The 12,771-nt window shown below is 32.5% G+C and carries 9 protein-coding genes; 5 read left to right on the top strand and 4 right to left on the bottom strand.

Annotated elements, in window-relative coordinates; genetic code table 11:
• Positions 1 to 4: 4 nt before the first annotated feature.
• Positions 5 to 1,528, bottom strand: a complete 1,524-nt coding sequence (locus tag ACEW8E_RS07395) for a polysaccharide biosynthesis C-terminal domain-containing protein (protein ID WP_373479700.1) — start codon at positions 1,526 to 1,528, stop codon at positions 5 to 7.
• A 136-nt stretch (positions 1,529 to 1,664) separates the two neighbouring features.
• Positions 1,665 to 4,241, bottom strand: coding sequence for a M1 family aminopeptidase (locus tag ACEW8E_RS07390; RefSeq protein WP_373479699.1), 2,577 nt, complete (start codon positions 4,239 to 4,241; stop codon positions 1,665 to 1,667).
• 646 nt (positions 4,242 to 4,887) lie between these two features.
• Between ACEW8E_RS07390 and blaOXA the strand changes: the two genes are divergently transcribed.
• The 4 genes from blaOXA (at position 4,888) to ACEW8E_RS07370 (ending at position 8,437) form a co-directional block, all read left to right on the top strand.
• Positions 4,888 to 5,676, top strand: a complete 789-nt coding sequence (blaOXA, locus tag ACEW8E_RS07385) for a class D beta-lactamase (protein ID WP_373479698.1) — start codon at positions 4,888 to 4,890, stop codon at positions 5,674 to 5,676.
• A gap of 206 nt (positions 5,677 to 5,882) precedes the next feature.
• Positions 5,883 to 7,841 carry a molecular chaperone HtpG gene (gene htpG / locus ACEW8E_RS07380; RefSeq protein ID WP_373479697.1) on the top strand — a complete coding sequence of 653 codons (1,959 nt, stop codon included), beginning with the start codon at positions 5,883 to 5,885 and terminating at the stop codon, positions 7,839 to 7,841.
• A 103-nt stretch (positions 7,842 to 7,944) separates the two neighbouring features.
• Positions 7,945 to 8,181: a hypothetical protein gene (locus ACEW8E_RS07375; protein WP_373479696.1), complete on the top strand. Its 237-nt coding sequence runs from the start codon at positions 7,945 to 7,947 to the stop codon at positions 8,179 to 8,181.
• 133 nt (positions 8,182 to 8,314) lie between these two features.
• Entirely contained in the window at positions 8,315 to 8,437 is a 123-nt protein-coding gene (locus ACEW8E_RS07370; protein WP_373479695.1) for a type II toxin-antitoxin system RelE/ParE family toxin, read from the top strand.
• A gap of 6 nt (positions 8,438 to 8,443) precedes the next feature.
• Here the strand turns inward: ACEW8E_RS07370 and ACEW8E_RS07365 are convergent, their stop codons facing one another.
• The gene (locus tag ACEW8E_RS07365; RefSeq protein ID WP_373479694.1) at positions 8,444 to 9,472 is read right to left on the bottom strand and encodes a WD40 repeat domain-containing protein; all 1,029 of its coding nucleotides are present in this window, start codon (positions 9,470 to 9,472) and stop codon (positions 8,444 to 8,446) included.
• Between the two features lie 56 nt (positions 9,473 to 9,528).
• Positions 9,529 to 10,704, bottom strand: a complete 1,176-nt coding sequence (locus tag ACEW8E_RS07360; protein ID WP_373479693.1) for a homocysteine biosynthesis protein — start codon at positions 10,702 to 10,704, stop codon at positions 9,529 to 9,531.
• Positions 10,705 to 11,058: 354 nt separating this feature from the next.
• Between ACEW8E_RS07360 and ACEW8E_RS07355 the strand changes: the two genes are divergently transcribed.
• Entirely contained in the window at positions 11,059 to 12,642 is a 1,584-nt protein-coding gene (locus ACEW8E_RS07355; protein ID WP_373479692.1) for an NAD(P)H-quinone oxidoreductase subunit 4, read from the top strand.
• Positions 12,643 to 12,771 lie beyond the last annotated feature (129 nt).

Below are 12,771 nucleotides of genomic sequence, written 5' to 3'. Positions count from 1 at the left end.
AAAATTAAATTTTATTTTGTTGTTTCCTAAAGTAATTAATAATTTTAGAAGAAAAGAAAATTAGAGAATAGCTCAAAATTATTGCAATAATATAAAATATTTTTAAATCATCATTAATTAAAATTACACTGGTTTTAATAACATATCCTATCAATAAAGAAACACTTAACATCATAAACCAAGGAAAAATAACTTTTTTAAAATAAACAGAAAAACGAATATTTAAACGTTTTAAAGGTCGATAAACTCTATACCAATTACTGGTTACTACTTGGGCAATTAATGTACTTAAAGCAACACCAAAAAGACCTAATGGCTTGATTAAACTCCACGTCAGAATAATATTAAGTAAAGCAGCTAAAAAAGTATTAACTACATATTTCTCATCATTAGTGGCCCTTGAACTAGAAGTTAAACTTTTTGCTTGAGTTTCTAATGTTAAAGTAATGCAAAAAAGAATAAGAATAGGATAACCGATAAAGTTATCTTTTCCAATCCATAAACCAATTATTTCTTGTCCACAGATTATTAAAAAAGATGTACCCAATGCCATAATTTTGAGTGCAGTATTAGCATTTCTGAGAGTTAAATTATGCACCATTGCCATATTTCCTGCCTCCCATGCTTGACCAATAAAAGTGGCTGAAGCTAATGCAAAAGAAATAGATAATTCCGCAACATTTGCTATTAATTGATAAGTAGCTAAATAAACAGGTAATTCACCTAATCCTTTAAAACCAGCAATAAAATAACTGTCTGTTCGCAAAAGTAAAAAAACAGATAAATTAGTTAACCACCATGCCAAAGAAGGCTTAATTAATGATGTAAATAATTCATAATTCCATTTTCCTGTTACAAAGATATTTTTATCATTTTTATAATAAATAATTATTAGTGATAATAAATATTCAATTATTTTTGAGGCTAATAATATAATAGCTAAATGAAGTAAATTACCACCTTTTATCAAAGCAAAAATACTTAAAAGAACTCCTAAATTATTACTAATAATAATAGATACAGAATTCCAGCCAACATGACCTACTCCCACCAACCAACAGTCTAAATAAGATTTAGCAACTCCGACGGAATAACTAAAACAAACCATTGTTAATGCAAAAATAAAAGTATTATAAGAAATTTGTGTTGATGAATCTTTCAAGAAAAAATATCCTAAAGTCCACATCACAAAAAAAATTATTATCGACAGACAAGATAATACGATTTGTCCTGTTTTGGTTAAATCACCAATAGTATTATCTTGAATTTTGTTAGTAATATCTGCTTGATTTTCTCTATCAATTTTTCCTTTGGCTAGAGCGATATTTCTCGTTAAAATGGGAATTACACCCATTCCTAATAAATTTACCAAAAGAAAACTATCACTCACTAAAAGCCATAATCCTAATTCATTTTTAGGTAAATATTTGAAAAGAATAGGTGTATAAAATACTTTTGTCAGGATAGTTAATCCTTTACCTATATAGTTAACTCCCACTGCAAAAGCTATTTTTTTTCCTACAGACATATTATTTTAAGATAATTTTAACGAAATGATTTAATAGCCCAAAAAACATCATCTTTTATCAAAATATAAAAAATTCTAAAAATTTATACAAGTTTTTAAATATTTAGACAAAATCAGATTTTTTTTATAATTCTCCTTATTTTGCTTCTAGTTTTGCTAAACGGGTTTGTAAGTCTTGGTTTTCTTCTTTAAGTTTATCAATGGCTTGTTGTAAGTCTTTGACGGTTTTATCACTGCCAAGTTTACTTCTGACTTGATTAATCGCTTCTTCAGCTCTTCTTTTGACTCTTCCATCGGGGGTGGTATCTGCTAAATTTGTTAGCATAGAGATAGCTTGAGGGTTTTCTATTTGCCCTAAAGCACTTATTAATGACATTTGAGTCAAAAAGAAGGTATCAGACATAATAGCCTCAAAATTCCCCAAGATACTCTCTAGTTTATCCGATTTTTGCCCTTTAGCGATCGCACCCAAGCAACGGATAGCAGTAAGGCGGAGGGGTTGGGGGATACCTAAATCAGTGAATTTAGCAATAATATCCGCAGCTTTTTCAGAGGTTTTTAGTTGACTTAAAGCATTAATAGCGCTAGATCTGATAATTTCATTCCAACCGCTTTTTTCTGCTAAAATTTGCTCTAGGATAGGGATAATTTCCCCTTGTTTATTTTCTAAATTACCTGTGGCAAGTTTGCCTAAACCGTTAATGGCGGAAGATTCCACATAATAACTTTCATCACCATTGATGACAATATTTTTTAAAGCATTGTAACTAGCTTCATTTTTATGATGAGTTAAGGCTTCGATAATTGCTTTTCTAACTTTAGGATTTTTGTCTTGAATATTAATAATTAATGTTTCTGTAGCTTGATTTAGCTTTATTTTGCCTAACTGTTTAATGACTTCGACTTTTACTCCCCAAAATTCCTCTTTTTCCAGAGATTCCGTTAAAGTTTTTACCGCTTCTAAGTTACCTTTTTTACCGATGGCGATGGCAGCATAAATACGAGAAATGACATCAGGATCATGATTTAATTGATTTTTTAACTCAGTAAATCCATAGTCTAATTTAACAGTTTTAAGATGATAATTACCCACATCAAAAGAGATAAAATCTGGTTTTTGTGTAAGAGGAAAATAAAAGATTTGTTCAAGTTGATTAAGTTTAAGAGATAATAGTTTTAATTCTGGTTTTTCTCCTTCTTTAAGGTAACCAAAAGCAAAAGGTATTTTTAAGTCAAATAAATCTTTAAATTTACCATTTTCTTCCTTCGCCTGAGTTTGTTTAATGTTTACACAAGCTAGGTTTGATTCACTATCCCAACTATAATTGATTTTAAAATCTGGATGTCCACCTTTAAAAACATATTGATCAAAAAGAGGACTTAAATTATAACCAGTTGCCTTCTCGATAGCCCTTAATAAATCAATAGTTTCTACGGTTTTATGAGCATTATCATTAACAAAAGTATGGATAAATTTATCAAATAATTCCTCTGTTAAAATACCACGAATCATATGATAAACACAAGCACCTTTTTCATATAAATGACGATCATACAATTCTATAGCTTCTCTGTAAACATTAGTAACAATAGGACGACGATAACGAGAAGAATCTTCCTGTAAATAATTTCTAGCTTCCCCTAAAAGATAATAAGCGCCCTCGTCTTTGCCGTACTCATGTTCTGTCCATAATACTTCTGCATAAGAAGCTGCACCCTCTTTAATCCATGCGTGACTCCAATGTTTGATTACTACTAAATCACCAAACCACTGATGGGCTAATTCATGGGCAACGAGACTTTCCGTGTTACGATTATCTAAAGAGGCTTTTTCGTCAAGAAGACAGCGATCCGTTAAGATAGTAGTAGAAGTATTTTCCATACCTCCGAAAATAAAGTCATCGACACAGACTTGAGCATATTTAGAATAAGGATAAGGATAACCATATTTTTGACTGAAAAATTCAATCATTTTAGGAGTTTTACCCATACTAATTTTAGCTTCGGTTTCTTTACCTTTTTCTACATAATAATTAACAGGCACGTCATGCCATTTATCCTCTATTTCCATAAATTTGCCTACTGCTAATGTCATTAAATAAGTAGGATGAACTTGAGGCTGTAGCCAATGATAAATTTTATTGCCTTTTTTTTCTTCTGTTTTGATTAACTCACCATTAGAGATTGCAATATAATCTGAAGGTACTTCTATTTTAATCTCTGAAGTGGCTAATTGTCCGGGATAATCGAAGCAAGGAAACCAGTAGCGGGAGTCTTCATCTTCTCCTTGGGTCCAAACTTGAGAAGGTTTGTTAGGATAATATTCATCAGGGGTAATAAAGTATAAGCCTCGTTGGGGTTTTTCTTTACTGTAGGCAATGGCAATTTTAAGGTCTTGATCTGTGGTAGGTTTTAATAGGTTAATGGTGATAACTTCGCCGTCATAGTCGAAAGGTTGGCTAATATTATCAATCAAAACAGATTCAATGTTTAAATCAACGGCATCAAGGGTTAGTTGAGTAATATTTCTTCTGACAGGTGTTAATGTAATAGTGCAAATTCCTTTAAAAGTGTGGCGAGGAATATCTAACACTAAATCAAGAAAAATATGTTGAACTTGTCCGAACCGATGGGGATTATAATGAGGTTTAGCACCGGGTAACTCAAAACTTTTTTTTTCTTCTACATCAAAAAAATACTGTAGATGACTCATATTTTTATTATATTAATAATGCCTGTTATATTTACGAGATTATAGAATAGATCTTAAAATTTTGTCAATTTATACACTTTTAAAATTATTATCATCTACTATGATTGTGAAATAAATTTACCTAGTTATTTTTTAAACTTGCAATTAAATTTATAAAGTAAATTATAAGCATCAATAGGATGAATATTTTTAGAAATTTTATGGTATTCGGAAGAAACAATTATGTTGAATTAACATTTAGATATTAGTGTTTACTAATTAATAGTATCTAAACTTTTCACCAATAATTTAAGAGTGCTATATCAAGATAAGGTTATAGTTAAAAGAGAATTTTTTACTATTGAATATCTATTAGTTATAAAAAAAATTGGTACTTTTATCATAGAAAACTCTGATATATTAAAAAACTAATTAAAATTATAGTTAAGTTTTTCATCAACCTAACCTACATTATGTTTATTAAATATTGATAAGAATAAAGCAGAAACTATAACTACTGTTTTAGAAAATGATAACATTATAATCCGTAGCAAAAAGATGCTTTTCTTCACCAGAAATTATGATGTTATCGAATCTTCAATCCAAAAGTTTTATATCCATTCCAATTTTACTAATTTTTTCCACATTCAATATTTTCCCCCCCGTCTTGAGTGAAAACATATCTTCCTTTTCTCAAAAACATATAGACTTAAAAAAGGATGTGGATTTTAGTCAACATTTTGATAAATTAGCAGTAGAAGGTTCAATTATAATCTATGACTCGAAACTTGATCGAATTTTTGAACATAATTCTCAACGTAATATTACTCCTTTTCCTGTTGCCTCTACCTTTAAAATACTTAATTCTCTCATCGCCTTAGAAACTGATGTTATCAAAGACGAAATTGCGGTGTTAACATGGGATGGAATTAAAAGAAGCCTTCCTGTCTGGAATCGAGACTTGAATTTAAAAGAGGCGTTTCAAATATCAGGTGTTTGGTTTTATCAAGTCTTAGCCCGTCGAGTGGGATATAATCAGATGACATCATGGGTTAAAAAAGTTGACTATGGTAACAACAATACAGGCAATCCAGAAGAAATTGATCAATTTTGGTTAAACGGAAAATTACAAATAACCCCCCAACAACAGATACAGTTTCTCCGTCGTCTTCATCATAACGATTTACCTTTTTCTGACAGGACAATTTCCATCGTCAAAGATATAATGATTAATGAGAAAACTCCTAACTATACCATTAGAAGTAAAACGGGGTGGTTTGGTTATGGTAATCCAGAAATAAAAAATATTGGTTGGTATGTGGGTTATGTAGAAACAAAAGACAACGTTTATTTTTTCGCCACCAACATTAATATTAAACAAGAAAAAGATGGCATTGCCAGATTAGAGTTAACTCGTCTTTGTCTTGAAGATATGGGAGTTTTTGCATCTAAGTAGGGTAAACCACATCTTGATATAGTAGGTTTTTCTATGACATGATGACAAATAAGTAAACCTTCGTCTATGAATAAATTAGATTTTCTGTCTCTCGCAAAGACGCAAAGACGCAAAATAAATCTTTGCTGTTGTCTAATTTATATAGAAAAAAGAAAGATAAGGCTTTATTTATTGTTATTAATTACATTTAAAATAAAAGAGAAACTATGACTACTATTTTAGAAAAGGGTAATATTTCCATCCATACCGAAAATATTTTTCCCATTATTAAAAAATCCCTCTATACTGATCATGAAATCTTTTTAAGAGAGTTAATTTCCAACTCCGTTGACGCTATTTCTAAGGCAAAAATGGCATCTTTGGCAGGAGAAATTACTAACGATTTACCCGAAGCCGAAATTACTCTTACTATCGATAAAGAAAAAAATACCCTCTCTATCAGCGATAACGGTATCGGCATGACAGTAGATGAGATTAAAAAATATATCAATCAAGTCGCTTTTTCTAGCGCAGAAGATTTTATTACTAGATACGGTAAAAGTGCTAATGACTTAATCGGGCATTTCGGTTTAGGCTTCTATTCCGCTTTTATGGTAGCCAAGCAAGTAGAGATCGATACTTTATCATACCGTGAAGGTGCAACAGCAGTCCACTGGAGTTGTGATGGTTCACCCGAATTTCAGTTAACAGAATCGAATCGCACCACTCCCGGCACGACTATAACCCTTACCATTATGGATGAGGAGACGGAATATTTAGAAGAATCTCGCATTAAAAATCTTGTCAAAAAATATTCTGACTTCGTGCCTGTTGCCATTAAAATCGGTGAAGAAACCGTTAACCGTCAAAAAGCGTTATGGAAAGAATCTCCTCAAAATCTCACTGATGAAGATTACTTAGAGTTTTACCGTTATTTGTATCCTTTTCAAGAAGATCCTTTATTATGGGTACATTTAAACACAGATTATCCTTTTTTACTCAACGGTATCTTATATTTTCCTAAATTACGTCCCGATGTTGATGTTTCTAAAGGACAAATTAAGCTATTCTGTAACCAAGTCTTTGTAAGTGATCATTGTGAAGAGATTATTCCTGAGTTTTTAACTCCTTTAAGAGGTGTTATTGATAGTCCTGATATTCCTTTGAACGTTTCTCGTAGTGCTTTAACTAATCATCGCACTGTCAAACGCATTGCTGATTTTATCAGTAAAAAAATTGGCGATCGCCTCAAGTCGTTATACAATGAGGATAAGGCAAAATATATCAGCAGTTGGGAAGATGTCGGCACATTTGTCAAATATGGTGCATTGAGAGACGAAAAATTTAAGAAACAAGTCGAAGATTTGATTATTTATCGCACAACTTATCAAGCCGATAAAGTGGAAGAAAAACCCAAAGTTGAAGTTGATTCTGGTGATGATGCTTGGCAAGATGTAACTCCTGAAAATAATGCACCTTATACAACTTTAAATGAATATTTAGAGCGTAACAAGGAAAAACACGAAAAACGAGTATTTTACTGCAATAATGCTCAAACTCAAAGCACTTACGTTGATTTATACAAAAATCAAGGCATCGAAGTGTTATTCATGGATTCCTTTATCGATACTAACTATTTTATCCCCTTTTTAGAGCGTGAATACACCGATGTGAAATTCTCACGGGTTGACTCGGAGTTAGATTCTAGCTTAGTAGAAGAAGACAAAGCATCGGAAATAGTAGATCCTAATAGTAACAAAACTCGTGCTGAAGAAATTAAGGAAATTTTTGAGAAAGCCATTAACAAACCTAAAATCAATATCAAAACTCAATCCTTAAAAAGTGAAACTCAGGAAGAAACTCCTCCAGCGATGGTATTGTTACCTGAAGCTATGCGCCGTTTCCAAGAGATGACGGCTATGATGCAACAACGGGAGATGAAGTTTCCTGAAGAGCATATGTTAGTAATTAACATAGCACATCCTTTGATTGAAAATATCTATCAACTTAATAAGGGTGCAATCATTCAAGGTAGCGGTGAATCCCCTACTCAGGAAATGGTTAACCTCATGTGTCAATATGTCTATGACTTAGCTTTGATGGCACAACGGGCTTTTGATGCAGAAGGAATGACGGCATTTGTGGAGCGATCAAACAAAGTTTTAACCAAGCTAACTAAGCGCTAAAATTATATGGTGGGCAATTGCTCACCTTTTTTGATTCAATTAAAAATATCTTCAATTTAGCTACAATTTCGACAATAATAACTTAAGTTTTTATCATAAAATTATGACTACTTATTTTGAAATTTTAAAAGAAGTTCAAAAAATGCCTATTACCGAGCAGTTTCAACTATTAAATAGTTTAAAAAAATCTCTTGAAAAATACAAAGAATTAGAAGAAACAAAGGATATAATATCGGAGTTAGAAATTGCTGAAAGTGAAGAAGCATGGCAAGATTATTTGACAGGCAAAGATAAGGGTATTAGTTCGAGTGACTTAAAGAAAAAGTTATTATTAAACTAAGATTATTTCTGATTATATTCTGTTAAAAAAGGCAGAAAAATTTGTATTAAAATTACCAAAAGATGAACAAATAAGAATTATTCAAGCCTTAGATAATTTAATTAATAATCCCATAAATCTTGATATTAAGAAATTGAAAGGGCGTTTAGAATTTCGTTTGAGAGTCGGAAAATATTGTATTTTATTTTTAGAGGATACTAATAATTATTTATATGTAATTACCGCAATTGGTTCGAGAGGAGATATTTATAAATAAAGTCTTTTAAATTGGAGGAGTTTTCCAAAGTTTAATTGTGTTGTCAGCACTACTAGCAATATGTTTTTGATTTGGACTGATAGCGATCGCATTAATGGGATCTGAATCGTTTTTTAAGGTTTGTAATAATTGACGATTTTGCCAATCCCAAAAATTGATATTACCTCGAAAATTTCCCGTTATAAGAGTTTTGCCATTGGAGGTTAAAGTCATTGACTCTACTGATTCTGTATTTTCTGCAAAGTTACGAATTAATTTACCTTCTTTTAAATCCCATATCATAATTGTGTTGATTGAAGAATTTGCCGATTCTATTTGCCCAAAACTACCGCTAAATAAAGTTTTTCCATCGGGGGTTATGATAATTTTAGCTACTGGACTTGTTTGTTTTAGACTATAAAGTAACTTTCCCGTTTCTAAATCCCAAACCTTAATATTACCGTAAAGTTTAGCCATATAATCAACATCTCCACTACTACTTACAAGAGTTTTACCATCAGGACTAATAGTTAAATCACTGATATAATCGGGATGTCCTGTTAATGTATGTAAAAGTCTGCCTGAATCAATATTCCAAATATTAATGGTACGATCATCACTACCACTAACAACTAATTTACCATCAGGACTAATTGCGACAGCTTCTACTGGTTGAGAATGTCCATTAAGGGTTATTAATAATTTTCCTGTTTGTAAATCCCAAATTTTAACGCTATGGTCAATATCTCCACTTACTACTATATGGTTATCTCTACTCAAAGCTATAGAAGTAACTCCTTCGGATTCTGTTGATAATGTCCGTAAAACTTTGTTACTATCAATATCCCAAACTTTAAGGTTTTTATCTCTACTACCGCTAATTAATATTTTATTATCTGCACTAAAAGCAATATCTGTTACTTTATCACTATGACCAGTTAAAATTTTAAAAGGCTTAGAATCCTCTTCTGAGTGTACAGGAATCCATGAAATACAAATTAGAGAGAAAATTGCTAATGCTGTTAATCTTTGTGGAAAATTGAAAGTTAGTTTCATATTACTCTAATTTTTCCTATCCTTAAATCACCTTATATAGTGTAAGTTATTTATGGTTAAATTACCCCATCTTGAGACACAAAAGAGCGATCGCAAGGTAAAGGTGCTACAGCTTCAGAGAGAGTAAAACTACCTTCTAAAATCCACTTTTTAAGAGTTTCTGCCACTTCTCTACCTAAATATATACTAGCGACAGAAGCCACTCTGACAGTTTGTCCTTCAATTTTAATTTTACCGTGCTTTAACTGAGCATAATTGACTAAGCCAAAACTAGGGCGTACACGACGGGGGATAGAAAAATCCATGACTGGTGCTACAATGTCTTTATCTTCTACAGCACAATTTTCGATAATTTTCTCATTTAAAACAGGAAAAGGTATGCCTACCCCTAACATCAAAGAAGGACCATAATTTTTAAAATAACAACCTCTCACCCACTGACGACTCATTTTTTTTGCATCCCCTATTAACGCTAAAGTTGAAGCTGGTCCGATAGGTGTATTATTATCTAATCTTTTTTGTAAAGGAAAATGTTGTGTGCCTTCCCAGACAATCATCCCTTGCGCACCCCCTAAAAATATTTTACTGCCAATACCTACTGCTTCCAAATTCGGGTCATTTAGTAACGGTGATAAAGCCCCCGTACTGCTATATACGGCATTGCCTAAACGGGGTAATAATGGCCCTAAATAAGTGGATAACTGGCGATCGCCTCCATTAACTCCCACAATGAAATTTTGATACAAATTGCGAGGATTATATAAGTAAAACTGATTAATAGTTTCTGCGGTAATAGTAGATTCAAAAGAAGGGCGGGGATAACAGTCAGTAACTTGTCCAATGGCTTTAACCGTAACGGATTGTCCTGCAATTAAACTTTCAATCACATGAGCGCCACCTTTTTCGGGAATAGAAGAATTATCTTGTTCATTTGTACCATTTTCCGTTAAAGCCGTAGCACCTAGATATAGATCTACTGCCCCAAAACCAGCATAGGCTGGAACACCGTCTAGCCAACATTTACGGATTTTCATAGGAGGATCTGTATGGCCTAAATTCAAAATTGCTCCCGAAGATTCCATCGGTTCAAATGTACCTGTACAAATTACATCGACTTTCTCATAAGTTTTTTTTATACCTAGTTTCTTTACTTTAGCTTTTAATTCCTCGATTGTCCAAACCGTTGCTTTACCACTGAGGATTTTTTCGTTAATTTCGGCGATTGTGCGCATAATGATAATTCATTGATAATTATTGCTCTGACAATAAATAATAAGATTCTTTTATCTTTTTAAAAATTCTTTCAACAATGTTGTTTCTAAGAAAATAGTCTTAATCTAAAGGAATTATCCCTGTTTAGGGTTTATTTGTCAAAGGTTCAAGTTTTTTTTCTCAGGTGTTTAAATTCTGCATTACTTAGTTATTCTTTCTTTTAAAACAATGTCTTTAAAACAAAAATTAACATTAGAAATTGTTAGATCTCTTAAAAATCTTGGTAGATTGTTGATATAGATTCATTATCTATTAAATCACATCTATAATTTTTATAGACCTTAAGCTGATAACTGATAAACATTTATTTACAAATGGATTTAACAAATTTTCCTTGGCTAACAACTATTATTCTGTTTCCCATCATCGCCTCTTTATTCGTTTTCGTCATTCCCGATAAAGATGGTAAAACCGTTAGATGGTATGCTTTAACCGTTGGTTTAATCGATTTTGTCTTGATTGTCTATGCTTTTTATCAAGGCTATGACTTTAACAACCCTAACTTACAATTAGTTGAAAGTTATACTTGGGTGTCCGATATTGACTTAAAATGGTCAGTAGGGGTGGATGGTTTATCTATGCCTCTAGTTTTATTAACAGGCTTCATAACTACTTTAGCCATTATGGCAGCATGGCCTGTTACTTTAAAGCCTAAATTTTTCTATTTCCTCATGTTAGCAATGTACGGCGGACAAATTGCGGTATTTGCTGTACAGGATATGTTACTTTTCTTCCTTGTGTGGGAATTAGAATTAGTGCCAGTGTATCTCATCCTCTCTATTTGGGGCGGTAAACGGCGATTATATGCGGCTACCAAATTTATCCTTTATACCGCTGGAGGCTCATTATTCATCCTTGTAGCTGCTTTAACTATGGCTTTTTATGGTGATACCGTTACCTTTGATATGGTGGCGATCGCCCATAAAGATTTTGGTTTTAACCTGCAATTATTATTATACGCAGGGTTACTAATTGCCTACGGTGTCAAACTCCCGATTTTTCCTCTCCATACATGGCTACCTGATGCCCACGGAGAAGCTACAGCCCCAGCCCATATGTTACTAGCGGGAATTTTGTTGAAAATGGGAGGATATGCCTTAATTCGCATGAATGCTGGAATGTTACCTGATGCCCATGCCACTTTTGCCCCAATTTTAATTATTTTGGGAGTAGTTAATATTATTTATGCCGCCTTTACCTCCTTTGCACAACGAAATTTAAAGAGGAAAATTGCCTATTCTTCTATTTCTCACATGGGATTTGTGTTGATTGGTATTGCTTCTTTTACTGATATTGGTATGAGTGGAGCAATGTTACAGATGATTTCCCACGGCTTAATCGGTGCAAGTTTATTCTTTATGGTTGGTGCTACTTATGATCGCACTCATACTCTCATGCTAGACGAGATGGGGGGAATCGGGCAAAGAATGAAAAAAGTATTTGCTATGTGGACAACTTGCTCTATGGCTTCCCTTGCCTTACCCGGGATGAGTGGATTCGTGGCGGAATTGATGATATTTATTGGTTTTGCCACCAGTGACGCTTACAATTTAACCTTCAAAATTATTATGGTATCCCTTGCTGCCGTTGGGGTGATTCTAACACCAATTTATCTGTTATCCATGTTACGAGAAATGTTATATGGTGCAGAAAATAAAGAGTTAGTCTCTCATACTAATTTAGTCGATGCTGAACCTAGGGAAGTATTTATTATTGCTTGTCTTTTAATTCCTATTATTGGTATTGGTTTATATCCGAAAATTGTTACTCAAATTTATGATTCTACCACTCACCAATTAACCGCATTATTGCGTAATTCCGTACCCAGTTTACAAGTAAAAACAGCCACGGAAAATAATTCTCAATTTGTGGCTTTAAATGCACCAAAAATTAATTAATAATTAACAATTAACAATTAACAATTAACAATTATTGCTGATTTGTAAAGGAATCAATTACTCTGTTAAGTAAACTTTGCTTGATTTTATGATATTATTAATTACACATTTTTTATTATATATTTATAG

This window comes from Geminocystis sp. (genome assembly GCF_041753295.1).
Classification (GTDB): domain Bacteria; phylum Cyanobacteriota; class Cyanobacteriia; order Cyanobacteriales; family Cyanobacteriaceae; genus Geminocystis.
The sequence above is the reverse complement of the archived record's forward strand: the minus strand, read 5'-3'. Positions and strand labels throughout refer to the sequence as shown.

Coding starts and splice junctions, on each gene's coding strand:
- ACEW8E_RS07360 (WP_373479693.1), bottom strand. CDS start 10,704: ATGCGCACAATCGCCGAAATTAACGAAAAAATCCTCAGTGGTAAAGCA.
- ACEW8E_RS07375 (WP_373479696.1), top strand. CDS start 7,945: ATGACTACTTATTTTGAAATTTTAAAAGAAGTTCAAAAAATGCCTATT.
- htpG (WP_373479697.1), top strand. CDS start 5,883: ATGACTACTATTTTAGAAAAGGGTAATATTTCCATCCATACCGAAAAT.
- ACEW8E_RS07365 (WP_373479694.1), bottom strand. CDS start 9,472: ATGAAACTAACTTTCAATTTTCCACAAAGATTAACAGCATTAGCAATT.
- ACEW8E_RS07355 (WP_373479692.1), top strand. CDS start 11,059: ATGGATTTAACAAATTTTCCTTGGCTAACAACTATTATTCTGTTTCCC.
- ACEW8E_RS07390 (WP_373479699.1), bottom strand. CDS start 4,241: ATGAGTCATCTACAGTATTTTTTTGATGTAGAAGAAAAAAAAAGTTTT.
- ACEW8E_RS07395 (WP_373479700.1), bottom strand. CDS start 1,528: ATGTCTGTAGGAAAAAAAATAGCTTTTGCAGTGGGAGTTAACTATATA.